This is a genomic window from Anderseniella sp. Alg231-50, assembly GCF_900149695.1.
Taxonomy (GTDB): Bacteria; Pseudomonadota; Alphaproteobacteria; order Rhizobiales; family Aestuariivirgaceae; genus Anderseniella.
This window is the reverse complement of sequence record NZ_LT703003.1, coordinates 152,578-177,310: the sequence shown is the minus strand read 5'-3', so window position 1 is coordinate 177,310 and position 24,733 is coordinate 152,578. Positions and strand designations below refer to the sequence as shown.

Below are 24,733 nucleotides of genomic sequence, written 5' to 3'. Positions count from 1 at the left end.
CTGTTGTGGGTATTGGAAATATAGTGCTCAGAACAACATGAACTTTTTGAATATCTCTTGCTTTTAACTGATTTCACATTTAAATCCAACCGCATTCGAGTGTTCGAAAGAGGACTCGAGTGTAAGTTCTCTGGTGGGGAGAGATTTTATTCGACAATCCGGAGAGGACGAAAGATGTCTGAAATCGAAGAAAATGATACGACTTATGTTGAGCTGACCGCAGAGATAGTTTGCGCCTATGTGGGCAACAACGCTGTTCCTTCAGCAGATATACCCACACTGATCAAACAGGTCCACGGCGCCTTGGCTGAAGCAGCGGAGGAGAATGCTGCCAACAATGGTCCGGCACCCGAGCCGGCGGTCGCTATCAACCGCTCCATTACCGCCGACTATCTGATTTGTCTTGAAGACGGCAAGAAGTTCAAATCCCTCAAGCGGCATCTGCGCACGTCATACGACATGACGCCGGAAGAGTATCGTGAGAAATGGGGCCTCAAGTCGGACTATCCGATGGTTGCGCCGAATTATGCGGCAGAACGCTCCAAGCTGGCCAAGAAGATCGGCCTGGGGCAGGGTCGCCGCAAGCGGGCCTAAGACCGGATGGTTTTCTGATCAGGTTGGTCAAGCTCCGAAATCCTGATCGTTTTGAACCTTTCATGACAGCATGCGTCTTTGCGGACGCATGCTGTTTTCGTTTATTTGCCCCTGATCTCCATCGTGTCCCTTGCGGATCAGTTGCCCGATGGCCAATATCCACAACGAGCGAACAGGAGTGCTTCTGGTTCTGATTGCATCAAGACCAGTGCTCTGGACACTAGTGACTGCATGTCTTGCATTGTAAGACCGCATCCGGTTTTACCGGACATGCCACGGCTTTGAGGACGGAATTGATTTTGGTCGGCGATTTTGATGCCTTTCGGGCGCAATTGGTGGTGCCTGCGCAGTGTGAGCTGTTTGACTACTGGCTCTCCTGCAGCATCGACGGTGCCGTACCGTCCCGCCAGGTGTTTACGCCGGTCGCAATTCCCCAGCTGTTGCCGCACATAAGCCTGATTGACGTGGATCAGGCCGGTCGCTTTCGTATCCGGCTGGCCGGTACGCAACTGCGCGATGTGTTCGATCGCGAGATTACAGGACTTCAGGTAAGCGAACTTGAGCGCATGTCCAGCGCCGGATACTGGCAGCGCGCCTGCTCGTCGGTTGTCGAGACGGGCCTGCCGATGCAGGGCGCGATAAAGTCACCGCGCATCACCAAGGACCATCTGGTCCAGTTCTGGCTGCGTTTGCCGTTTGCAGCACAGGACGGATCTGTCACGCAGGTATTGGGGTTTGATGCCTGTATTCCTGCAGCCGACCTGCAAATCGATCTTTCGCAGTGCGATCAGGGCGAACCGGATTCACTGGCAGTCTAGAGGCTGATTGCGGAGCAGCATGGATTTGACGGAATCCATGAACCTGATCTAGGCCGATAACAGGGCAGCATCGGCCTTCAGCCGGGAAATCATGGCTGCCAGGCCGTTGGATCTCTGGGGCGTAAGCGCTTCGTGCAAGCCCAGTTTTCCCAGTGCCGCCTGAACATCGGTCTCGATGATGTCGCGGGGCGCACGTCCGGACAGCAAGATGTGCAAGATCGCAATCAATCCCTTGACGATTAATGCGTCGCTGTCGCCGCGAAACGTCAGAACCGGACGTGCACCGGAATTGTCCGTTTCCGACACCAGCCAGACCTGGCTTGCGCAGCCTTGTACCTTATTGCCCGGGGTCCGGGCCTCGTCTTCAAGAGGCTCAAGTGCGCGGCCCAGCTCAATCACGTATTTGTAGCGCTCCTCCCAATCATCGAGGAACTCGAAATCATCAAGTAGCTGGTCAAAATTCGGTTCGCTCAATGCACAGAACTCCCTGAAGCCCGAAATACTCGGCTCTTTGTATACTCGATAACGGCTCGGCTCGCTGTTAACAAGCCGCCAAAGCATCGCACTTGCCGTATCCGTATGGGCTTTGATTGCATCAATCAAACCTAATAAACGGATCGTTTCCAACCGGCATCGGCATTGATTGATATGTGGGGCGCAATTCCGAAAAAAAAGGGCCGCAAAGCACTAATGGGCAGGTGTGCTTTGCGGCCGAGTGGCCCGGTGGGATGCCGGGTGGGGTTATTGGTCGATTGCTGTCGCAGTGTGGCTGTCGAGTGGATGTACCTTTTGCTGTCTAGCCCTGACGGCTTGATTCCGGGCCGCGCCAGTCCGGCAGGATGTCTTCAATACGCAGCGTATTGGTGCCAGTATCAGCGTCGGCAATTTTTGTGGTCGAACCTGTGATCAGCGGATCGGCCGATGATGAATTGAGCAGGTCCGAAATGCTTTTTCCGCCGGAAGTGTGCGGCTCGAACTCCTGGTCCGTTTCAAGATGAGTGCCGGAAACAGGCAATGCATCGTCTGCGGCAGGTTGAACGGTATAGGCAGACGTGCCGCCGCCATTGGCCCATTCATAGGCCAGCCGAATTGAATACTTGGCTTTGGCCTGGGCAATGGATGCAACATCACTCATTGCCGTGCATGTCAGCGGCTGGCGCTCGCAGAACGAGCTGACATCGGTAAAGGTACCGATAGCCACGGACACCAGTTGATGTGTTTGCAATTCCGCCGCCGGTTGCTGGTTCGCGGATGTGTTTTCAGGAGGCATTGGCGCCAGTATCAGCACTGCCATCCCCACAATCAAAATTCTTGTAATACCCATCTTGTTCCCCATGACATTCGGTTGATCCAAATATTCATGGTGCAACTATAGGTGTCGCTCATTTCGTACTGATAAAATACATAAAAAGTATTTGAATCATATTTTAATAAAAATTGATTAGAATTCTAATTAAATTGCACCAATGAACCCGAAAGTCAGCAGTTTTCGGTGTTTTTTGCCGCATTCGACAGTGAAATTATTGCTGTCAGGCAAGGCTGTGTTAACCCAGTTGTGGCATCAATTGAAATTCGACCCGGACCGAAACCGGAAACCCATGACAGGTGGCTTGATGAACCAGGACTACGACGATACCGGCGAAATGCGCGAACCGCGCAATGGCGTCCTGATCGTTGGAGCTGGTTTGGCGGCCGTTCTGGCCGGATCGGTGTGGATGAATTTGCTGTCAGGCGAACATGCCGTATTCGAGCGTACCGCATCGGCCCCGGCGCCGGTGATTGAAGAAATCTCCAATGATGCTCCGGCTGGCCGCAGTACGGGTTTCTTTCCTTCCGCCAGAGTGAATGTTGAGGTCAAGTCCTCATCGTCCAGGCGGATCGCCGAAGATCCGCTGGCGCAACTCATTATGCAAACCGAAAACACCGGTGAACTTGAAATCCCGCTGCCGCCGGATATCGAGCCGGAACCGTCTCTTGTGCTTTTGGCGCAACGTGAACTGACCTCGCTGGGGCTTTATGAGGGCGTTGTGGATGGATTGGCCGGTGCCGACACGCGCGACGCGGTTCGCAAGTACCAGGCCCTGAACGGCCTGGCTGTAACCGGTGCGGTGACGCGCCCGGTGCTTGATCATATCCAGTTTGCGAGCCGATTGAGCGATGCCGGAAACACCAGTATAGCAGTGCACCAGGTGCAATCTGCACTGGCGAAGCTCGGTTATTCGCCTGGCAAGATCGACGGCCGGCTGGGCGAGCAGACAAAAATCGCCATTCGCGCGTTTGAGGCCGACAGGGACTGGCCGGTCACCGGACAGGTGTCGCACGAGTTGTTGCAGGAGCTTCAGGGCACGAATGAGCAGGCCAGTATTGCGGTTCGCTGAACCAGGCGCCCGTCCGTCAGGAAATCATGCATGTCAGTGAAATCCGATATCTGGGTTTCCGCCTATCGCAGGCGTTGCGATCTTGAAGTATTGCCATGCGTGATTGTCCGCAAAGGCGCTCTGGATGCGGGCAGCATCTATGTCTGCATTCGAATCAGCGATGACGAGGTCTGGTTGATGGGCCCGCCGGCGGGACCGCTGCTGGATGACCGGGGTGACAGGATTTTTGAGCCTCGTTTTGAAACCCCGGTGCCACAGGGCCAGATTGACGAGTATCTGGCCAGACAGGCCGGATATGACCCGGATATCTGGGTTTTGGAAGTGGAAGACCGGGATGGCCGGGCGTTCTTGAGGTAGTGCCGGCGGCGATCAAAATTCATCGTAATGCCTTGCTTGCCGCCAAGGTTAGTCAATTTTTAACCAAACCGGTTGCCTAATTGCATGTGTAGTTGCAATCAGAGGCCTCAAGGTGCCAACCGCAATGACAAATGTTTTGGATTTGTTGACCCAGCACAGGAAAAATGCGCCGCGAAAACCGGCGCCGGACGGCGAGTGCGAGGTCATTATTTTTCCCGGCGTGCGGCGAGAACGTTGCGAAAACTCGTTTGAGTATCCAACTCGCGCATCCGGCACGGAGCGATCGGTCTGACGCCGATCTATGGTCTGTTTCCAGATCAGTTCGGATTTTACATCACATTCGGAGCACGGTTTTGATCAGATCAAAACCGTGCTCTAAGTTTTATTCACGCATGCTTGTTCGGGCGCCATCATGAGCACTTTCACCGGACGGCCAAATCTTTGCTGCCCAACCCGGTGCATATCCTAACTGCTGGCCAGGGTGCACGAGGTATTCTGCAGGGCTTCGGCAGATCTTGCAGCTTCAAGCCGGTTTGCCGCTGCTGAGCGAATGACCACGATACCTGTCTGGGTGCCTGTGAGTACGGTGATGGAATTGATGCTGCTTCCAACTGAATTGGCCGCATTCACAATGGCTTCTGGATCCGGGTCGTCGTCATACAGGTACAGGCTGAACTGTTTGCGCGGCGCCTGCTTGTCGTTCAAGGTGTAGATGGTTCCGCCACGTGTATTATAGACCTCCAGGGCCCAGTACTGGTCAGGTACCCGCGCATTGATGCGAAGCGGCCCGGTGGACAGGTCAAACAGGCAAAGCGCATAGGTCAGTTCACCGGGATATTCTGCAATACTGGCCGCGGCTGTTCCCGGAACCGCCAATGTCAGCTTGTTGATGCCGTTTTCGGTAAGGATCGTGTCCAGTTTCGTTTGAAACTGCTGCGGCGGCACAAACAGAATGTAGCAAAGATGGGCAGCTATCGCCGTCAGTACGGTGAACACAGCCCAGAATGTTCTGGTCGAGGTCATGAGCAGGTCACCCGTGTCAGACTGGGCAGCCCAAGCGCACCGCTGCCTGTTCCCTGTGCGGTAATCGTGTCGCCGTCATACAAACGGAACACGACGCGCGGATCGTCGGCGTTCGACATGCGCAGCCAATTGCCCGGCTGAGGCAGGTTGGAAAACAGGACAATTACCTTCTCGCCCATTGAAATCACATCATCCTGGGTCAGCAATTGTGGTCTGCCGCCGGCGTTTCCCGTCAGGGAAATCGACCATCGGCGCGCCGTCGGCCGATCAATCGACAGCCGATAGGTGCAGTCTTCCGTCAACTTGTCTCCCTCGTCGTCCTGGCTCCGGTAAAAGGTCAGCACTTCACTGAAGTGTTCAGGCAACTGGCCGTTGGCAATGAATTTTGCCTGGGTGTAGGGGTTGTTTGCCGGGTTTCCGGCAACGGGCCAGTTGTACCAGTTGCCGTATTGCTCTGTGAACAGGGGGCTCTGCTCGGTCGTCATGTAACGGGCGCTGACAATGCCCACGGTAACACCAACCAGAACACTCACTGCAAATCTGACTGATGGATTCATATCTTTACAACGCCGGTAAAAGGCCGGTTCTCAAGTGAAAGCACGTCCACTGCCGAAACCGGTTCAAATTCTAATACACCTTTATAGTCCATAGCGGAGCAAGTTGTGACAAGAATCAACCTGATCCACAGGGGATTTTTCTGAAGCAACACAGGATCACGTGAACCCGAAAACCTGCTCTATCACTATGAAAGCTGTCAGGCTCATGATTTCTGGTCGATTCAATCAGAAATCATCCTGATCTAGCGTGTCTGAAGTAGCTGACGCAATCTTCTGGAATTGCGTTTGCGAACGGTTCCGCGCCGCCGATATCGTTTTTCGGCGCGACGGCTTCTCGCCGAACGGCGCGCCTTCTTTTTCCTCTTCTTCTTGACAACCTTGAGCTTGCTGTCCTCGTTCTTGAAGAGAGTGAACATGTCTCTGAGCACGTTGACAACGGCATCCTCGCCTGAACCGTCGCCGACGCTGTCTGTCTGGATTTCCTCGTCGGTCTGAACGGCTGCCACCTCAACTTCAGGACCGCCGATATTGTCCAGCGTATTGCGGTTGCTCTCCAGGAAGGCAAAGTGTGCCTCTTCAGCGGGCAGGCCGATAAGTGACACCGGTCTCTTGGCCCTGTCGGCCCGCAGCATGTAGGCTTTCCAGGTGCGTGCGGGGATCGACCCGCCTGTGGCCCTGCGGGTCGGCGTGTAGTCGTCATTGCCGTACCAGACACCGGTGACGTACTTGCCCGTGAAGCCGACGAACCAGGCATCACGATAACTCTGCGTCGTACCGGTTTTGCCGGCTGCAGGCGTGTATCCCAGGTCGGCCCGCCGGGCGGTGCCGGATTTTATCACCTGACCCATCATGCGGGTAAGGTCGCCGGCAACAGATGCGGGAATGACCTGGCGTTCAGGCGGTGCATGACGTCTGCGGTTGTATATGATTTCGCCAGATGCGCGGCGGATTTCCAGCACCGTGTGCGGGTTGGACAACCTGCCGCCATTGGCAAATGTTGCATATCCCCTGGTGATGTCCAGGACAGTCATGCCGTTTGCACCCAGAACCATGGACGGCACCGATAACAACTCGGCCTGGACACCGACGCGCTTTGCGGCTTCGATAATTTTCTTGCGTCCGATCTGGGCCATGATACGGACCGGGACGGTGTTGTAGGACTTGGCCAGCGCCGTGATCAGGTTTGTGCGCCCTGCATAGCGGTGTGAATAGTTTCTCGGTGACCACCTGCCAATGGATATCGGTGCATCGACAATGGACGTTTCAGGTGACATGCCGTCGAGCAGCGCAGCAAGGTAAACGAACGGTTTGAACGCGGATCCTGGTTGGCGCAGTGCGTCCGTAGCCCGGTTGAACTGGCTTTCTTCATAATTGTGGCCGCCGACGATGGCTTTGACAGCACCGCTCGGGGTCATCGACACAAGCGCTGCCTGGGTTGCGTTGTAACGCGGACCCTCTGTTGTCAGCATGTTGGCTGTCTCCAGCTTGGCCGCTTTCTGCATTGCCAGATCGATTGTGGTTTTCACTTCCACAACATAGTCATCCGTCAGGTTTTGTTCTTCCATGACGGTGAGCGTTTCCTTGTAGGCCCAGTCAAGAAAGTAATTGGGGCTTGCAAAGATATCGTTTTCGATTGCTTTGGCCGGGTTCTGGCTGGCTTCAAGGAACTGGCCCTGTGTGATGTATCCGACATCCAGCATACGGCCCAGAACCACATTTGCCCGTGCGATCGCGGCTTCGCGATTGACATGCGGCGCATAGCTTGACGGGGCCTTGAACAGGCCGGCCAGGATGGCGGCTTCAGGCAGGTTCACATCCCGAACCGACTTGCCGAAGTAAAACTGGGTTGCTGCCTCCATCCCGTAGGTGCCGCCGCCGAGATAGGTGCGGTCGAGATACAGTTTGAGAATTTCTGCCTTGGTCAGCCGGGCCTCGATCCACAGTGCCAGGAAAGCTTCATGCACTTTCCGGCGCAGGGAACGTTCAGGCGACAGAAACAGGTTCTTGGCAAGCTGCTGGGTCAGTGTTGAACCGCCCTGCACAACATCCTGTGCCTTGGCATTGGCAACCATGGCGCGGAAGGTGCCGACTACATCAACGCCGAAATGCTGGAAAAAACGCACGTCTTCGGTCGCCAGCACCGCCTTGACCAGATGCGGCGGAACTTCTTCCAGCGGAATGGCATCATCCTGCAGGACGCCGCGCTTGCCGATTATCTCGCCATTGATGTCGGTGAAGGTGACCGCATACTGGCGCCCGGAATTCCAGATATCATCGGTTTCATTCAGTGTCGGCAGGGCGACGGTGATAACGCCGAGGGCAAAGACGGTGCCAAATGTCGCAGCATCATCGAAAAGATCGACGATGACCCGCTTGATGCCGGTCACCCTGAAGCGCATTAGAAACTGGGAATACGCAACCCAATAGCGTCGCAGACCATCGTACAGTTCGAAGGCATAGTGGGAAAACAACTCGTCCAGCTTCATGAAGAACTGGAACAATTTCCTGAGTATCGAATTGTCAATCAATCTCTTGCTTCCGGTATTATCAGGTGCTGTGATGAGCCGTCGTCAACCAGTATTGTCAGTCGATTCATGCTCATGTGTGTGTTACGCCAGCCGAGCCCGCTGATATGGATACATGGTCCGGATCCCGCTATGAACCTAACTTAAAACAGATATTCGAACAACTTTCCAACTTCACATGATCTTGAGCACCGAAACATGAAATCCTCAGCCCCGTTTTGGGAGGTCAAGAAACTCAAGGATATGTCGCGCAGGGAATGGGAATCTCTGTGCGATGGATGCGGCCGCTGCTGCCTCGTCAAGCTGGAAGATGAAGACACCGGAGATATATATACTACCGACGTGAGCTGCAAGCTGCTCAATTGTGACACCTGCAGATGCAAGAGCTACGCAAACCGCCATGATATCGTGGATGATTGCATCAAGCTGGATCCGGGTAATGTCACTGAACTTGGCTGGTTGCCGGATACCTGCGCCTATCGGCTGATCTGGGAGGAAAAACCGCTTCACGACTGGCATCCCCTGATTTCAGGGACACCGGAAAGCGTGCACGCGGCGGGCATTTCGGTGCGCGGTAAGGTGACCAGCGAAGATCAGGTGGCGCTGGAAGACCTGCCGTCGCGCATATGCGACTGGCCCTGATCGCCGAGAACCTCGATAAGGGCGTTGATTTTTGGTGAAACCGCGCCTTTTCGCCAGATCAGCAGCGTTGCCGCCCTGTCCAGTCCTGACGGCGGCTGATGCCGGCTCAGCAGATGGCTGTCGGGAAAGGTGTCGAGCACACTGCCGGGTATGAGGGCGACGCCCATGCCAACCACCACACAGCCCAGCATGGCATGATAGGATGATAGCTGGATGGTATGTTTCGGCATGTCGCCGCGCCGTTCATACCAGGTCTCTAGACGTTTCCTGTGCGGGCAGCCTTGTTCAAACGCGATAATCGTGGACGGCAGCGGCTTGCTCTTGCCGATGGGCGGATGGTCTTTCTTTGCCACCAGGATCAGGTCTTCCTCAAAGGCGCTTACATGGTCGAAGCGCCCTTCGGCGACAGGCTCGGCCACCAAAGCCGCGTCAATCTCACCTGCCAGTATGGCGGTCGCAAGCTGCACCGGATTGCCGGTGCGCAGTTGCAGGTCAACGTCTGGAAAACGCCGGTAGTACTCTGACAGCGGCACCGGCAGCCGCACGGCAGCCGTGCTTTCCATTGCGCCAAGCCTGAACAATCCTTTCGGGTGCGGATCCTGTACAGCATCGCGGGCCTCATCGGCCAGCGCCTGCAGGCGCCTGGCATAGTCCAATAGCGTGTGGCCGGCAGGCGTCAGGTGCAGCTTCTTGCCTTGCCGCAGAAACAGCGGTGTGCCGAGATCTTCCTCCAGCTGTTTGATCCGCGTGGTGACGCTTGATTGCACCCGCAGCAGTTTTTCAGCTGCACGCGTGATCCCGCCTTCATCGACAACAGCGCGGAAAATCCGAAGATCGCTTAATTCCATTATCTTTCTCAGAGAATGATTTGATCTTAATTACTCATTTTACGTGATGAAATGAAAAACGTAAACCACGGTGATCTGTCACCCCGGTGTGGCTCGGACGAGCAATCGCATGACATTGGAAACAACGGAGAGATGCCATGAATAAGAGCGAAATTGAACTGATCCGGGAAACCTGGGCTCAGGTTGTCCCCATCGCGGACGCCGCGGCACAATTGTTTTATCAGCGGCTGTTTGAGATAGATCCGGATGCAAAATCACTGTTCGCAAATACCGACATGTCGGCGCAGAATGAAAAACTGGTCGATACGCTATCACTGGTTGTCGGGAAGGCGGATCAACTCGACACCATCGTTCCGGTATTGCAGGAACTCGGTCGCAAGCATCTGACGTACGGTGTCGAGGACCGGCATTACGATTCAGTCGGATCGGCGCTGTTGTGGACGCTGGGTCAGGGACTGGGGGAGGGTTTTACGGATCAGGCTCGTGCTGCCTGGACGGTGGCTTATGCGCTGGTGTCGGGTCCGATGCGTCAGGCAGTAGCAGACGGTGCATGATTTTTTGAAAACCGAATTGAGCAGAAACAGGAGGCAGACATGAAAGTTGCCATTATGGGTGCCGGCGCTATCGGTGCCTATGTCGGAGCCAGGCTCGCCCAGGCTGGTCTTGACGTCGCACTGATTGCCCGTGGACAGCACCTTGATGCTATCCGGAACGACGGGCTGTCTGTCGAAAGCCCGCTGGGCGAGGTCAGCGGGCTCGATTTGACCGCGACCGACGACCCTGCAGATATCGGCATAGTCGATCTGGTGGTCTTCACGGTCAAGCTGTGGGATACGGAGGCCGCCGCACAAGCCATGAAGCCACTGATTGGGCCGCATACCAGGGTCGTTACCCTGCAGAACGGCATCGACAGTGTCGCAACCATTTCAAAACACGTTGCAGGCGATCAGGTCGTCGGCGGCACGATCTACCTGTTTGCCGTCATTGACCGCCCCGGTGTGATCCGCAATTCAGGTGGCGTGCATAAAATGATCTTCGGAGCGGACAACGGAAATTCGGTGATGGGCCAATTGTCTGATGCGCTGGAACGTGCGCCAGGCATTGATGGTGTGCGCAGCGATGATGTCAGCCAGGTCATCTGGCAGAAATACATTCGCCTGGTACCGCTGTCTGCGGCCACTGCACTGACACGCAAATCTGTGGGAGATGTGCGCAGCGATGCCACCACACGCAAATTCCTGCAATCGCTGCTGGAAGAGCTTGTCAGTGTCGCCAAAGCTGAAGGGCACGGGTTTGCGGGTGACCAGGTGGCAGACGGCATGGCATTCTATGACGGGCTGCCTGAGCAGTTTAAATCTTCCATGCTGGAAGATGTCGAGCGCGGCAATCGTCTCGAGCTGCCATGGCTGTCGGCCCGGGTGTGCGAACTCGGCGAGTTGCATGCCATCGCCACACCCGCCAACTGGGCAGCAAAATGCGGGCTGCACCTGCTGGCCGCCGGGTCACGTGACTGATGCAGGAGAGAGGCGTTTACCGCAATGCGGCCTGACTGCTTCCAGAATGACAAGTCATGCTCTAGTCTGCCGGTCAACTGATGTTTCTCTGGCTGGTGGTACGCTCATGAACGTTGAAGACGCAGCACGTGCGCGATACAGTTGCCGCGCATTTCTGGCAGGCAAACCTGTAGATCGTAAAGCTGTTGAAGAGCTTCTCGCCGTTGCAGCCACCGCGCCGTCAGGCGGCAATCTTCAACCCTGGAACATCATTGCGCTGAGCGGCGAACCGCTTGCGGCTCTGATTGGTGATGTGCAGGCACAGGTGGGCGATCTGCCGCGTGGCGAGGGCAGCGAGTACCGCATTTACCCGCAAGACCTGAAGGAGCCGTACTTCGCCAGGCGTCACAAGTGTGGTGAAGACCTGTATGCCACCATTGGAGTCGGGCGCGAGGACAAGCCTGGCCGGATGAAGCAGTTTCGCCGCAACATCGAATTGTTCTCTGCGCCGGTTGGCCTGTTTGTCTATCTCGACCGCCAGATGCAACCTGGCCAGTGGTCCGACGCCGGCATGTTTATCCAGACACTGATGCTGGCTGCAACGGCGCGCGGGCTGGCAACATGCGGTCAGGAGTTCTGGGCCATGTGGCACAAATCGGTTGCCCGCCACACACATCCGCCGGATGACTGGATGTTGTTTTGCGGCATAGCGCTTGGCTTTCCTGATCCGGAAGCGCCGGTAAACTCCCTGAAAACAGACAGGGCACCGCTATCGGAGGTCGCGCGTTTCACTGGCTTTTGAAGGGTGTATTTAAGTGTTCATCACGTGTTCATGTGCAATAATGCATGGTCCGGCTCGAAATCGGCACCCCATGAAGTGAGCAAATTGAAAAAGCTATTTATAACATTGATTTGCCTTGTGATAGGCACCGGCATTGCAGGCGTTTCAGCGTCCGCGGTGCCTGTGACGTCTATGACGCAAGCCTCCGCCGTGGAAAGCATAACCGACGGCGCGGTGGCAGGTTCAATGGACACTTTGCCCCTCATGGACGCAACTGGCGGTTTCAGATTGAAACGGGCTATTGGCAGGCGTGCTGATCGCGCTCTCCGGCCGCGACGTGGTATTGGAAGGCAGGGTGGTCTTGCGGCCACTGCGCCTCTCATCCGTGTAGCCGGCGCATCCAGTGCAAAGCGCGCAGCCGAGCGCGCTGCTGGCGGGCGTGCGGTTAGAGTGGTCAAAAAAGGTGGCAGGTTTATAGTCACCGTGGTTTCGGGCGGCAGTGCCAGGCGTTGCGTCGTGGACGCAAAAAGCGGCCGGGTTCTGGGATGCCGCTAGATCAAATGGCTCAATGATCTGAACAAGCGAGGATGGTGTGCGTTTACTGGTAGTTGAAGATGATCCGGACTTGAACCGGCAATTGGTGACGGCGCTTGGTGACGCAGGCTATGCCGTAGACACTGCAACTGATGGCGAAGAAGGCCATTTTCTCGGTGACACCGAACCATATGATGCCGTCATTCTCGACATCGGCCTGCCTGTCATGGACGGGGTCAGCGTGCTGGAAAACTGGCGTCGCGACGGCCGCAAGATGCCCGTGCTCATCCTGACCGCCCGTGATCGCTGGAGCGACAAGGTCGCCGGATTTGACGCCGGTGCGGATGACTATGTTGCAAAGCCGTTTCACATGGAAGAAGTGCTCGCCCGGGTTCGCGCCCTGCTGCGCCGGGCATCCGGCAATGCCTCATCCGAGATGACCTGCGGCGAACTGGCGCTCGATACCAGCAGCGCACGGGTCACGGTCGATGGCGGAGCGATCAAGCTGACCTCGCTTGAATTCCGCCTGCTCAGCTACATGATGCACCACAAGGGCAAGGTGATTTCCCGCACCGAGCTGGTTGAGCATCTCTATGATCAGGATTTTGATCGTGACTCCAACACCATCGAAGTGTTTGTCGGCAGGCTCCGCAAGAAGCTTGGCATTGACGTGCTGAAAACCGTTCGTGGTCTTGGCTATTGCCTGTCCGAGCCGGATGATCAGTCGTAAATCACTTGCCTTCCGGCTGATCGCAGCTGCCTCGGTTGTCAGTGTGGTCCTGCTGATTGCCGCCGGTATTCTGTTGAGTTCACTGTTTACCGCCGCGGTCGAGCGCAGTCTCGATGCCCGCCTGCAGGCCGTCATGGACGGTTTGCTGGCTTCGGTGGAGCTTCAGCAGGAAGTGCCGAAAATCAATAACGTCCTGGCTGACACGCGGTTTGAAATCCCGCTGGCCGGCTGGTACTGGCAGATTTCGTCACTGGACGGCGATCCCACGCGGCAGGTTGCATCTGCATCATTGCTCGACGAACGGCTGCCGCTGACACAGTTCATGAAACCGGATCGGCGGCCCGGAAACCGCATGAGCGGATATCTCGAGGACCAGTCCGGCAACACTTTGCGGGTCATCGAACAGCGCTTTACCCTGTTCGGCAGCAAGGAGCAGTATTCCTTTCTGGTGGCCGGAAACTTCGACGAACTGCAAACCGAGGTGTCCGCCTTCAACAATGCGCTGATCGCCGTCCTCGGGCTGCTCGGTGTGGGCCTTGTGGCCGCGATCCTGCTGCAGGTCAGGTATGGCCTGCGGCCGCTGTCGGACCTGCAGGGCGAACTGGCGGAAATCCGGGAGGGTGAGCAGGAGGGCATTGCCGGCAGCTATCCAGACGAGATTCAAACGGTGACCGATGAACTCAACCTGCTGCTGAAGGCCAATACCGAAGTGATCGATCGCGCCCGTACCCAGGTGGGAAATCTGGCTCATGCGCTGAAGACACCATTAAGCGTTTTGACCAATGAGGCCGGCATTCACGGCGGCACCCTGGGCAAGAAAGTGTCCGAACAGACCGGCGTCATGCGTGACCAGGTGTCCATGTACCTGGATCGTGCACGACGCGCCGCGCGCGCCAAGACAATCGGGTCTTCAACGGACGCCAGCGATGTGGTGAAGTCGATCGTACGCACGCTGGAACGGATACACGTTGACCGGAAAATCTCGGTCAAGTCCAAATATGACACCAAGGTTCGCTTCCGCGGTGAACGCCAGGACCTGGAGGAAATGGTCGGCAACCTGCTGGACAATGCCTTCAAGTGGACCAATGGCAAGGTCGCCGTCGGCGTTCGCCCGTCAGCCTCTCCTGTCGACAAGCGGATTGCCTGGATCGACGTGTGTGTGGAAGACAACGGGCCTGGTCTGCCTGACGGCGGCGCGGCCATTGCCATGGAACGCGGCAAGCGGCTTGATGAAACCAAGCCCGGGTCCGGTCTGGGTCTGTCGATCGTCAGTGAGACCGCCGCCATGTACGGTGGCAAACTGCATCTCGACAAGAGCGGGCTTGGCGGTCTGCACGCAATCCTGACCTTGCCGGCAGCGCGTCGCGGCGACGGTTAAAGCTGTTCGTCCGGCACTGAACTGTTCGGCAGGCCGCGCTCTCGATAGGGTGTGCGCGAATAATAGGCGCGATAGCATTTGGAAAAATGCGATGGTGAGGAAAACCCGCACGCCAGGGCCACATTGATCACCGACATGCTGGTTTGCAGCAGCAGGGAGCGGGCTTTCTTCAGGCGCAGCTCCAGATAATAGCGTTTTGGCGAGCGGTCCAGGTAGCGCCGGAACAGCCTTTCGAGTTGCCGTGTTGACAGGCCGGCCTGGCGCGCCAGCAGGCTGGGCGACAGCGGGTCTTCAAGATTGTTTTCCATCTGCTCGATGATACCGACCATCTTCGGGTGGCGTGCGCCGATGCGTGCCGGCAGTGACATGCGCTGATGCTCACCCGGCTGCCGGATCGGCGAATGCAGGATGTTTTCGGCAACACTGGATGCCAGCACCGCTCCGTGCTGGGCCGAAATCAGCGACAGGATCAGGTCGAGGGCCGCAGTCCCGCCGGCACCGGTAAACCGGTCACGGTCCACTTCGAACAGGCCGGAGGTTACATTTATGTCCGGAAACTCCTCGATGAACCCCGGTTGGTTCTCCCAGTGGATCGTGCAGGTATACCCGTCCAGCAATCCGGCCATCGCCAGCAATTGCGCGCCGGTACAGATGGCCCCGATATCGGTGCCGCGCCGGGCCTGCTTGCGCAGCCAGTTGAACAGTGTCTTTTCACCGTAGCGGTGAACGTTGGTGCCGCCACAGACAATGACGGTCGCATGTTCAGGTATGGTGTCCAGATTGCCGTCTGGAACCAGTGTGATGCCGCTTGATGAAGTGATGGGTGATCCGTCAGTTGAATGGATCGACCATTTGTACAGGTCCTTTTCGGACAGTCTGTTGGAAAGCCGCAACGGGTCAATTACCGAGGTCACCGGCAATAGCGTGAACTCCGGCACCAGGACCAGGGCGATCGGCATCGGCAAGTCTCTGGATTTGTCACCAAACATTGGCTTCAGACTTTCCTCAAGCTGCGGGTGAGAGCGGGAGGAGTTTCGCAAACCCCCCGCAATAGTCCCGAACCACTATTGGCGCCGGACGCCGACCACATTGTGTGGAAACGCGTCGCATCTGTCACTGCCAAGTCGCAAAAACCATGCCTGCCTGTAGACAAATAACGCATGATCTGCAGCTATCTGCTTATGAGGACTTCGTCAATGGGTATCGCATCAACAACTATTATTCCGGCTGCCGGCAACCAAACCGCAACCGCGGCGTTCCTGCAAAACATGACGCTGGAGATTACCCCGCGACAGGCAGAGAAACTGCCGTTGATTGCGCAGCATGTGGCACCGGGAACCCACATTTTCGTGGCCCTTGTCGATCCTTCACATCTTGAAGATCAGATTGCAGCAGTGGCGGAAATCAGGAAGCTGGGCCTTGAACCGGTGCCTCATGTTCCGGCCCGGTTCGTCCAGAACGAGGATGACCTGAAGCGCCGTGTCGAGCGGCTGGCCGCATCCGGTGGCGTCACGCGCTACCTGGTTCTCGGCGGCGGTGCGCCGGAACCGATAGGCGACTATCACTGCGCCCTGCAACTGATGGAAACCGGTGTGTTCGAAGCCAATGGCGCAAAGGCGCTTGGCGTGGCCGGCCACCCTGAAGGTAATGCCGACATCGCCAAGCTGCACGGTGACGCCATGCTGATGCAGGCTCTGAGTGAAAAACAGGCGTATATCCGTGACGCCGGCCTGGAAGGCTTTATCTCGACGCAATTCCTGTTTGAAGCAGCCCCGGTTGCGGGCTGGGCGAAGATGCTGCGTGAAAACGGCATCGATCTGCCTGCCTTCATCGGTATTCCCGGTCCTGCTTCCATCAAGACGCTTGCGAAATATGCAGCGGTTTGCGGTGTCGGCAATTCGGCCCGCTTCATTCGCAAGCAGGCGCTCAATATCACCAAGCTTTTGACTGTATCGACACCGGACAAGTTCATCGAGGACCTGGCAGCCATTCACGCCACAAACCCTGAACTCAAGGTCATGGGCCCGCACATGTATCCGTTCGGTGGTTTCGACAAGCTGTTCGACTGGCTGTCGACTTTGCCGCGCTAGAAAGTCGGCTTTTTGGTGTAGCCCGCATCAACTCAGAGTACGAAAACACCCCTGGCGAACAACCCGGCAAAGCGAGTTGGATTGTCAGTATTGCACCTGATACGTTTGCGGTCAGGACTGCGATACTGATTCCAGGGCACAGGACATATGGCGAATAGAAAACTAAAGGTGGGCATTCTGTTCGGCGGTAAATCCGCAGAGCATGAAGTGTCGCTTCAATCGGCCCAAAATGTAGCCGACGCAATCGACAGGAGCAAATACGATGTTGCTCTCATAGGCATTGACAAGTCCGGCGAATGGCTGCTGCCGGATCAATCCCGGTTTCTGCTCAATGCCGCTGATCCGAAACTGATAAAACTCAACAGCGAAAACCCTGAGAGTGTGGCGCTGGTGCCTCAAAGCGGCGGACAATTGAGCAATCTGTCCAGTGGCGGCGCTCACTCTTCAATCGATGTGGCCTTTCCTATTCTCCACGGCCCTTTTGGCGAAGACGGCACGGTGCAGGGGCTGTTGAAACTTGCCGGTGTGCCTTTCGTCGGTTCCGGGGTGATTGGCTCGGCCGCCGGCATGGACAAGGATGTCATGAAGCGTCTGCTGCGCGATGCGGGTATACCGATTGCCAGATCCCTGACCTTCAGGCACGGGGACATTCTGAGTTTCGAAGCCATCTCGGCGGAAATCGGCCTGCCGCTGTTCGTCAAACCGGCCAACATGGGATCGTCCGTCGGTGTTCACAAAGTCTCCGACCAGACTACGTTCGACGAGGCGGTTGCAGATGCCTTTGCCTACGACACGAAAATCCTGGTTGAGGAGTTCATCGATGGCCGGGAGCTTGAGTGTGCGGTGCTCGGCAACCTGCAACCGGAAGCCTCGGTTGTCGGTGAGATCAAGCCCAGCCACGACTTCTATTCCTACGAAGCCAAGTATCTGGATGAGCATGGCGCAGCCTTGGAAATTCCGGCCAACATACCCGACACCGTCAGCGGCACAATTCGTGACCTTGCCGTGAAAACATTTCAAACGCTTGAATGCGAAGGCCTCGGCAGGGTGGACTGTTTCCTCAAGAGTGACGGCGAGATAATCGTGAACGAGATAAACACCATGCCGGGCTTCACCAAAATCAGCATGTATCCGCGGCTGTGGGAGGCAAGTGGTATTTCCTACCCGGAACTGATCACCAGGCTGATCGAACTGGGCCTGGAACGCTTTGAGCGGGAACAGAAACTGAAGACGTCGTTTTAAGGTGGTTTGCCCCTATTCCGACCGTGCACCAAACAACCCGATGGTCGCAGCAGGCTTGGCCGTCGCCTCGATCCATTTCCACGTGTAGTCCGCAAAAGACCGGAAGACGTAGATGTCGATCGTGCACGGCTTGTCCGTTACGATGTGGGCAAGGGCGGCGATTTCAGCGAACACCAGTCGGCGCACCAGTCCGGTCTTGTAGTCCGGCAGTGTGAAGTCGATCGATGAGCCCTTCATCATGACTTCACGTGCATTGTCGCCTTCAAGCCGGATAATGGCGCGCGCGTCGCTTACGTCCACGACCAGCGAATGAAGTGTATCAAGGTTCTTGCGCAGCTTGTCGACCAGGCCGGCCGCCTTGTTGCGCGGGCAGCAGACCAGCCACTGGTCAACCGACAACCACAACACCGTCACGTCGCCTTTGACGGCTGTGCTGCGTGGTTTCAGCGGCAGGTCGATACCGAGAGCTGTCTTGGCGGCCTGACGGAACTTGACCGAACCGGCTTCACCCCTCAGGTCTATCATGCCGCGATCGGCAACCTCAGAGATGGAAATACTCAACTCCGCAGCGTCATGACTGCCGTCAAGATGTGCGAGCGGGCTTGTATGGACTGCTTCAGACATTCTGGCGTTTTCCTTCTGCATCGAGGAACACTGGAGACGCAATCACTGCCTCGACGGTCTTGCCGCCCTCCAGCGGAAATGAAACCGTTTCACCCATTTTGCCCTGGCCGCCTTCGATCAGGGCCATGGCGATGGAGCGTTGCAGTGTCGGGCTGAAATAGCTCGACGTCACATGCCCTATCATCTTCATCGGCGGTGCGGATTTGACGGCCTCAACGGCATAGGCACCGTCCGGCAGCACTTCCTGCGGGTCCGTGGTCAGCAACCCGACCAGTTGCTTGCGGCCTTCAGACGCCAGGAAAGCCTGCTCCAGCGAGCGCTTGCCAATGAAGTCATCCTTCTTTTTCGATACCGCCCAGCTCATGCCGACATCATGCGGCGTGACCGTGCCGTCGGTTTCATCACCGATAACGATAAAGCCCTTTTCAGCGCGCAGCACATGCAGTGCTTCTGTACCGTAGGCGGTGATGCCTTCGTTCTCGCCGGCCTGCATCAGCGCATCCCACAACCCGCGACCATATCCTGATGGCGTGGCGATTTCGTAGGACAGCTCACCGGAAAAACTGATCCGGAAAACCCGCACAGGGTATCCGGCCAGCGTGCCTTCGCGATAACTCATGAACTCGAACGCCTCGGGCGACAGGTCGATATCGCAGTCCAGCTTGTCGAGCACTGCGCGGGCCCTGGGTCCGGCAATGGCAAACTGTGACCATTGCTCGGTCACTGCGGTCACGAAGACCTTCAGTGATGTCCATTCCGTCTGCAGCCACTCTTCCAGCCACGCCACGATGTTGTCGGCACCGCCCGAGGTTGTGTGCATTAAGTAGTGATCATCGCCCAGGCGAACTGTCACACCGTCGTCCATCAGGAAGCCCATTTCACTCATCATCAGGCCGTAGCGTGCCTTGCCGACTTTGAGGGTCGAGAACATGTTGGTGTAGACGAGGTCGAGCAGTTTCGCGGCGTCCGGCCCCTTGATCTCGATCTTGCCGAGAGTGGAGGCATCAAGCAGGCCGACCTTTTCCCGAACCGCAAGTATCTCGCGGTTGATGGCATCCTGTTTGGTTTCGTCGTGTTGCGGATAGCAATAGGCCCGCCGCCATTGTCCAACCGGCTCCCAGGTTGCGCCGCGCTGTTTGTGCCAGTCATAGATGGCAGTACGGCGAACCGGCAGAAACAGCTCGCCTTTCTTGGTGCCGGCGATGGCGCCAAACGAGTAGGGCGTATAGGGCGGGCGGAAGGTGGTGGTGCCGATTTCGGGAATCCGCTTGCCGGTCGCATCGGAGATGATGCCGAGCCCGTTGATGTTGGAGGTCTTGCCCTGGTCGGTTGCCATGCCGAGGGTCGTGTAGCGCTTGGTGTGCTCGACAGACTCATAGCCTTCGCGCTGCGCAAGCTCCAGGTCGGCCGCCGTCACATCATTCTGGAAATCAATGAAGTGCTTGTTGCCTTCATTGTATTTGCCGGTGGCAGGCGCAAACCAGATTGGCTGGAGGGGGGCTGATTTTTGGGCTTTGACCAGCGGCTTCTTGGGGGCTTTTGGAGCTTTGCCGCCGAGCGCCCTGGAGGCTGCTTCACCACCGGCGAAGCCTTCCTCGACGCAGGCCTTCAGGTCAAACGAGCCATTGGCACTGCCAACCACCGTGATCGGGTCGCCATGCCGGTCGGGCCGGAAACTCTGGATGTCGTCATCGAAACTGAGTTTGCCGCCATTGTGGCACCACAGATGCACCACCGGATTATAGCCGCCGGATACGGCGACAAAATCACACTCGACCCGTTCTTCATTGACCACCCTGCCACGGCCGGCGGAGTAGGGCGCCACCTTGACCGCAGTGACCTGCTTGCCGCCGGACGTGGTTTCAACACCGGCGATGGCCGATCCGACCTGCACGTTGAGGCCCGCATCACGCGCGGCATCTGCCTTGGCAGAAGGTATGTCCTGGCGCACATCGATGATGCGGCTGACGCCGACACCGGCGTCATGCAGTTTCAGGGCGGTGAGATAACCATCGTCATTATTGGTGAAGATGACGCCGTTCATGCCGGGCGATGTCGCATAGCGTTCCACCATGGCACGCGCGGCTGACGCCATCATGATGCCCGGACGGTCATTGTTGGCAAAGGCAATCGGACGCTCCAGTGCGCCGGACGCCACGATGATCTGGCCGGCGCGGATTTTCCAGAGCCGGTGGCGCGGGGCGCCCTGGGCCAAAAGGTCAGGATTGTGGTCACACACCCGTTCTGCCGCCAGCACGTAATTGTGGTGATAATGCCCGACCACGGTAGTGCGTGTCAGCACATGGCAATTTCCGGATGCCTCAAACTCCGCCTGGCGTGCAGCAACCCAGTCGGTCTGGCTGGTGCCGTCAATGTCGCCGGCGGAGATGTCCGCCACACCGCCGAGCACCGGGTTCTCGTCTGCCAGCATGACCCGCTTGCCGGATGCAGCGGCTGCATAAGCTGCGGCAATGCCGGACACACCGCCACCGACGACCAGCACATCCACATGAACATGCATTTGCTCGTAAGTGTCGGGATCGTGCTCGCGCGCTGCTTCGCCGAGGCCGGCCGCATTGCGGATAAACGGTTCGTAGATCTTTTCCCAGAAACTGCGCGGCCACATGAAGGTCTTGTAGTAGAAACCGCCGGGCAGAAACCGGGAGAACTTGTTGTTGATGATGCCGATATCAAAATCCAGGCTTGGCCAGCGGTTCTGACTGGTCGCAGTCAGGCCGTCATAAAGCTCGACCTGGGTTGCCCTGAGGTTCGGTTCCCTGCGGCCGTCTTCGCCGACACCGATCAGCGCGTTCATCTCTTCCGAGCCCAGCCCGATCAGGCCGCGTGGACGATGGTACTTGAAGCTGCGGCCCATCACCTTGCGCCCGCTCGCCAGAACAGCAGACGCAACCGTGTCGCCGGCAAATCCGGTCATCCTGGCGCCGTCAAAGCTGAACGAGACTTGCTTTGAACGGTCAATGCGCGAGCCTTTGGCGGCGGTCTCGGGCAGTCTGTAGGGTTTGCCGGTCATGACTTCTTCGCCTTTGCTGTGACGGTTTTGCGCGCGGCAGGCTTTTTGGCAGTTTTCTTCGCAGCCGCCTTTTTGGCAGCAGGCTTGCTTGCCGTGGCCTGCCTGAAGAAGTCGGCCCACTGGCCGGTTGCCTGCTTCATCACGTCGGCGGGCGGCAGTTCGGTAATGCCGTAATAGGCCTTGAACTCCAGCGACATCGTATCGCGCGCGGCATGAAACCACTTGCCGCAGCCGCGGTCGCAGCGCCAGCGTTCAAAATGCAGGCCCTTGGGATTGAACCGCATGAACAGGTAATCGCGCTGTTCGCCGTCTGCGATGTTGTGGGGGTCGGACGTTGCCGGGCGTGCGATATGAGCCTGCCCGCCGCAGTGGAAGTCGGTCTCATCGCCTTCAGCCCCGCACACGGGGCACTGGATAATCAGCATGTCATCATTCCTAGTGCGCTACGGCCGCGGCGACGCTTTCATCGATGAAGCGGCCCTCGGTGAAGCGGTTGAGTCCAAATGGTTCGGCGATCGGATGCGGCCGGTCATTGGCGATGGTGTCTGCAAATACGAAACCGGAGCCGGGAATTGATTTCCAGCCGCCGGTTCCCCAGCCGCAGTTGACATACAACCCGCCGACATCGGTCATGCTGATGATCGGTGAACGATCTCCGGTCATGTCCACGATACCGCCCCACTGGCGCAACATGCGCAGGCGCGAGATGATCGGGAAGGTTTCCACCAGTGCCGACACGGTGTGTTCAACGGCTGGAAATGAGCCGCGCTGCGAATAATTGTTATAGGGGTCCGCACCGCCGCCGATCACCAGTTCGCCCTTGTCGGACTGGCTCATATAGCCGTGCACGGTATTGGCCATGACCACACAGTCGATCACCGGCTTGATCGGTTCAGACACCAGTGCCTGCAGGCAGACGCTTTCCACCGGCATGCGCACGCCGGCCATTTCCATGATATTCGATGTGTGGCCGGAGGTGACGACGGCAACCTTCTTGGCGCGGATGGTGCCGCGCTTGGTCGCAACGCCGGTAATCTTCCCGCCTGAGCGCAGCATGCCAGTCACTTCGCAGTTCTGGATCACGTCGACACCCATATCGTCGATGGCGCGTGCATATCCCCAGGCCAGCGCGTCATGGCGGCCGGTGCCGCCGCGTGGCTGGTAATAGGCGCCAAGGATCGGGTAGCGCGCATCCGGGCTGTCATTGATGATCGGCACGATGCGCTTGACTTCTGCTGCATCAACCATCCGGCAGTCGAGACCCGCCAACCGGTTGGCATGGGCGGTGCGCCGGAACGCCCTGAGTTCATGCTCGGTCTGGCACAGCATCAGAACCCCGCGCGGCGAGAACATCATGTTGTAGTTGAGTTCCTGGGACAGTGTCTCATACAGGGAACGCGCCAGTTCGTAGATGGCGATGGACGGGTCCCGCAGGTAATTGGACCGGATGATGGTGGTGTTGCGCCCGGTATTGCCGCCGCCAAGCCAGCCCTTTTCAATGATCGCCATGTTGGTGATGCCATGGTTTTTGGCAAGGTAGTAGGCCGTCGCCAGGCCATGGCCGCCGGCGCCCACGATCACCACATCGTACTCTTCCTTGGGGTCGGGGCTGCGCCATGCGCGTTCCCAGTCCTTGTGATAGTTCAGGGCGTTTTTGGCCAGCGAAAATATCGAATAACGTTTCATGGGCGGTCTTCCGAAGCGACTCTCAACATAGGGTGAGCCAGATTAACTTCGTGCAATCTAGCAAACCGCCTTAATTATCACCAAATGATTGCGACATTCAGACCGGGAAGTGCGACACTGGTGCATCACATGGCTGCGCTGGTGACGCTAAACTCGCTGTTTCGTGAGTTGTATTGCTCTTCGTGCGATTGCTAAGTGGTATTATGTTGTTATGGATTTCATTTGCCGTCTTGACGGCCCTGGTTTTGATAGCGCTGCTATCGCCATTGCGTCCACGTGCTACGAGCGGGGATGTTGAACGTGCCTCCTTTGATCTTGCCGTATACCGGGACCAGTTGGCCGAACTGGAACGCGACCAGAAAGCCGGCCTGATTCCGGATACGGAAGCCGATGCCGCGCGCAACGAAGTGTCGCGCCGTATTCTGGCTGCCCAGGCAGACCTAGCGTCGGAAACAAAGGCCGCCCGTCCGGTTCCGGCCTGGCTGTCGATCGCGACCGTTGTCGCTGTGCCGGTGATCGCGCTTGGCGCCTATTTGCAGATCGGCCGCCCGGACCTGCCGGCCCAGCCCCTGCAGGCCCGCATCGATGATGCGGTCAACAATCAGGACATGGCGGCGATGGTGCGCCAGGTGGAACAGCATCTGGAACAGAAACCCAATGACGCGCGCGGCTGGATGGTGCTGGCACCGGCCTACAAGCGTATCGGCAGGTATTATGACGCGGCCAACGCATACCGGAAAGCCCTGGCACTGTCCGGCCCGGATGCCGACGTGATGACCGACATGGGTGAAAGTCTGGTGCTGGCCAACAAAGGTCTGGTCTCCAAGGAAGCCCGGGAGGTTTTTGAAGCGGTTCAAACGGCCGCGCCAAAGCATATGAAGGCCCGTTTTTATATAGCGCTTGCCCACCGCCAGGAGGGCAGGACGGCTGACGCCATTGCCCGCTGGACCGCCATGCTGGCCGAAAGCGCGCCGGATGCGCCGTGGCGGACTGCCGTCGAACAGCAGATTTCGTCCGCCGGCGGTCAGGTTCCCAAAACGCCGGCTTTGGCCGCGGGACAGAAACCCGAAGCTCCGGCTGTAGCTGGAGGCCAGATGCCCAAGGGCCCGGTGCTTACCGAAGAGCAGATACGGGAGGGCCAGCAGATGGATGCCACCGATCGCACGGCAATGATCCGGTCCATGGTTGAAGGCCTCGACGAACGTCTGACCGAAGACGGTGCGGATATTGATGCCTGGTTGCGGCTTATTCGCGCGCGCATGGTGCTGGGCGAAAAGGACAAGGCAGCCGACGCTCTCAGCCGGGCGGCTGAAGCTCTCAAGGATAACCAGCAGGCTGTTGCCCGGCTGGAGGAAACCCGCAAGGCCCTCGGGCTTTGATGACAGGAATGATGTGATATGGC

The 24,733-nt window shown here is 57.5% G+C and carries 23 protein-coding genes and 1 pseudogene; 13 read left to right on the top strand and 11 right to left on the bottom strand.

Annotated features, from left to right (window positions below; translation table 11 throughout):
* Positions 1-174: 174 nt before the first annotated feature.
* Both DHN55_RS00870 and DHN55_RS00865 read left to right on the top strand, forming a co-directional pair.
* Positions 175-594, top strand: coding sequence for a MucR family transcriptional regulator (locus DHN55_RS00870; protein WP_108879538.1), 420 nt, complete (start codon positions 175-177; stop codon positions 592-594).
* Between the two features lie 293 nt (positions 595-887).
* Positions 888-1,412: a PAS domain-containing protein gene (locus DHN55_RS00865; RefSeq protein ID WP_337659762.1), complete on the top strand. Its 525-nt coding sequence runs from the start codon at positions 888-890 to the stop codon at positions 1,410-1,412.
* A 48-nt stretch (positions 1,413-1,460) separates the two neighbouring features.
* Here the strand turns inward: DHN55_RS00865 and DHN55_RS00860 are convergent, their stop codons facing one another.
* Together DHN55_RS00860 and DHN55_RS00855 are read right to left on the bottom strand one after the other, a co-directional pair.
* Complete coding sequence (locus DHN55_RS00860) at positions 1,461-1,886, bottom strand: SufE family protein (RefSeq protein ID WP_337659761.1); 426 nt, start codon at positions 1,884-1,886, stop codon at positions 1,461-1,463.
* A gap of 322 nt (positions 1,887-2,208) precedes the next feature.
* Positions 2,209-2,736: a DUF5330 domain-containing protein gene (locus tag DHN55_RS00855; protein WP_337659760.1), complete on the bottom strand. Its 528-nt coding sequence runs from the start codon at positions 2,734-2,736 to the stop codon at positions 2,209-2,211.
* A 289-nt stretch (positions 2,737-3,025) separates the two neighbouring features.
* Here DHN55_RS00855 and DHN55_RS00850 point away from each other — a divergent pair, with 289 nt between their 5' ends.
* A complete protein-coding gene (locus DHN55_RS00850) occupies positions 3,026-3,790 on the top strand; it encodes a peptidoglycan-binding domain-containing protein (protein ID WP_337659759.1) in 765 nt (254 codons plus the stop codon).
* Positions 3,791-3,820: 30 nt separating this feature from the next.
* On the top strand, positions 3,821-4,147 hold the full coding sequence (locus DHN55_RS00845; RefSeq protein ID WP_108879534.1) for a DUF1491 family protein: 327 nt from the start codon (positions 3,821-3,823) through the stop codon (positions 4,145-4,147).
* Between the two features lie 465 nt (positions 4,148-4,612).
* Here DHN55_RS00845 and DHN55_RS00840 read toward each other — a convergent pair whose 3' ends face one another.
* From DHN55_RS00840 to DHN55_RS00830, 3 genes are all read right to left on the bottom strand, one after another.
* Positions 4,613-5,170: a DUF1254 domain-containing protein gene (locus tag DHN55_RS00840; protein ID WP_108879533.1), complete on the bottom strand. Its 558-nt coding sequence runs from the start codon at positions 5,168-5,170 to the stop codon at positions 4,613-4,615.
* On the bottom strand, positions 5,167-5,703 hold the full coding sequence (locus DHN55_RS00835; protein ID WP_337659758.1) for a DUF1214 domain-containing protein: 537 nt from the start codon (positions 5,701-5,703) through the stop codon (positions 5,167-5,169). Before DHN55_RS00835 ends, DHN55_RS00840 begins: the two co-directional genes overlap by 4 nt.
* Before the next feature lie 266 nt (positions 5,704-5,969).
* Complete coding sequence (locus tag DHN55_RS00830; RefSeq protein ID WP_108879531.1) at positions 5,970-8,255, bottom strand: PBP1A family penicillin-binding protein; 2,286 nt, start codon at positions 8,253-8,255, stop codon at positions 5,970-5,972.
* A 195-nt stretch (positions 8,256-8,450) separates the two neighbouring features.
* Between DHN55_RS00830 and DHN55_RS00825 the strand changes: the two genes are divergently transcribed.
* Positions 8,451-8,894, top strand: coding sequence for a YcgN family cysteine cluster protein (locus tag DHN55_RS00825; protein WP_108879530.1), 444 nt, complete (start codon positions 8,451-8,453; stop codon positions 8,892-8,894).
* Here the strand turns inward: DHN55_RS00825 and DHN55_RS00820 are convergent.
* Positions 8,846-9,742: a LysR substrate-binding domain-containing protein gene (locus DHN55_RS00820; RefSeq protein ID WP_108879529.1), complete on the bottom strand. Its 897-nt coding sequence runs from the start codon at positions 9,740-9,742 to the stop codon at positions 8,846-8,848. The two genes, DHN55_RS00825 and DHN55_RS00820, sit on opposite strands and share 49 nt — an antisense overlap.
* A 137-nt stretch (positions 9,743-9,879) precedes the next feature.
* On the opposite strand from DHN55_RS00820, the gene DHN55_RS00815 reads away from it, so the two are divergent.
* The 5 genes from DHN55_RS00815 (at position 9,880) to DHN55_RS00790 (ending at position 14,658) form a co-directional block, all read left to right on the top strand.
* Positions 9,880-10,296: a globin domain-containing protein gene (locus DHN55_RS00815; RefSeq protein ID WP_108879528.1), complete on the top strand. Its 417-nt coding sequence runs from the start codon at positions 9,880-9,882 to the stop codon at positions 10,294-10,296.
* 39 nt (positions 10,297-10,335) lie between these two features.
* Positions 10,336-11,256: a 2-dehydropantoate 2-reductase gene (locus DHN55_RS00810; RefSeq protein ID WP_108879527.1), complete on the top strand. Its 921-nt coding sequence runs from the start codon at positions 10,336-10,338 to the stop codon at positions 11,254-11,256.
* A 106-nt stretch (positions 11,257-11,362) separates the two neighbouring features.
* Entirely contained in the window at positions 11,363-12,037 is a 675-nt protein-coding gene (locus tag DHN55_RS00805) for a nitroreductase family protein (protein WP_108879526.1), read from the top strand.
* 571 nt (positions 12,038-12,608) lie between these two features.
* Complete coding sequence (locus tag DHN55_RS00795) at positions 12,609-13,280, top strand: response regulator (protein WP_108879524.1); 672 nt, start codon at positions 12,609-12,611, stop codon at positions 13,278-13,280.
* Positions 13,267-14,658: an ATP-binding protein gene (locus DHN55_RS00790; RefSeq protein ID WP_108879523.1), complete on the top strand. Its 1,392-nt coding sequence runs from the start codon at positions 13,267-13,269 to the stop codon at positions 14,656-14,658. Before DHN55_RS00795 ends, DHN55_RS00790 begins: the two co-directional genes overlap by 14 nt.
* Here DHN55_RS00790 and DHN55_RS00785 read toward each other — a convergent pair.
* On the bottom strand, positions 14,655-15,647 hold the full coding sequence (locus DHN55_RS00785) for a helix-turn-helix domain-containing protein (RefSeq protein ID WP_108879522.1): 993 nt from the start codon (positions 15,645-15,647) through the stop codon (positions 14,655-14,657). The genes DHN55_RS00790 and DHN55_RS00785 overlap by 4 nt on opposite strands.
* Positions 15,648-15,854: 207 nt before the next feature.
* Between DHN55_RS00785 and DHN55_RS00780 the strand changes: the two genes are divergently transcribed.
* Positions 15,855-16,748, top strand: a complete 894-nt coding sequence (locus DHN55_RS00780; RefSeq protein WP_337659757.1) for a hypothetical protein — start codon at positions 15,855-15,857, stop codon at positions 16,746-16,748.
* 147 nt (positions 16,749-16,895) lie between these two features.
* Positions 16,896-17,990, top strand: coding sequence for a D-alanine--D-alanine ligase (gene ddlA, locus DHN55_RS00775; protein ID WP_108879520.1), 1,095 nt, complete (start codon positions 16,896-16,898; stop codon positions 17,988-17,990).
* Positions 17,991-18,002: 12 nt separating this feature from the next.
* Here the strand turns inward: ddlA and DHN55_RS00770 are convergent, their stop codons facing one another.
* From DHN55_RS00770 to DHN55_RS00755, 4 genes and pseudogenes are all read right to left on the bottom strand, one after another.
* On the bottom strand, positions 18,003-18,614 hold the full coding sequence (locus DHN55_RS00770) for a sarcosine oxidase subunit gamma (RefSeq protein ID WP_337659756.1): 612 nt from the start codon (positions 18,612-18,614) through the stop codon (positions 18,003-18,005).
* Complete coding sequence (locus DHN55_RS00765; protein ID WP_108879518.1) at positions 18,607-21,645, bottom strand: sarcosine oxidase subunit alpha family protein; 3,039 nt, start codon at positions 21,643-21,645, stop codon at positions 18,607-18,609. Before DHN55_RS00765 ends, DHN55_RS00770 begins: the two co-directional genes overlap by 8 nt.
* Positions 21,646-21,776: 131 nt before the next feature.
* A pseudogene (locus DHN55_RS00760) lies at positions 21,777-22,070 on the bottom strand (sarcosine oxidase subunit delta); the annotation flags it as partial.
* Between the two features lie 10 nt (positions 22,071-22,080).
* Positions 22,081-23,331, bottom strand: a complete 1,251-nt coding sequence (locus tag DHN55_RS00755) for a sarcosine oxidase subunit beta family protein (protein WP_108879516.1) — start codon at positions 23,329-23,331, stop codon at positions 22,081-22,083.
* 203 nt (positions 23,332-23,534) lie between these two features.
* On the opposite strand from DHN55_RS00755, the gene ccmI reads away from it, so the two are divergent.
* Positions 23,535-24,710, top strand: a complete 1,176-nt coding sequence (ccmI, locus tag DHN55_RS00750; RefSeq protein ID WP_108879515.1) for a c-type cytochrome biogenesis protein CcmI — start codon at positions 23,535-23,537, stop codon at positions 24,708-24,710.
* Positions 24,711-24,733: the final 23 nt, after the last annotated feature.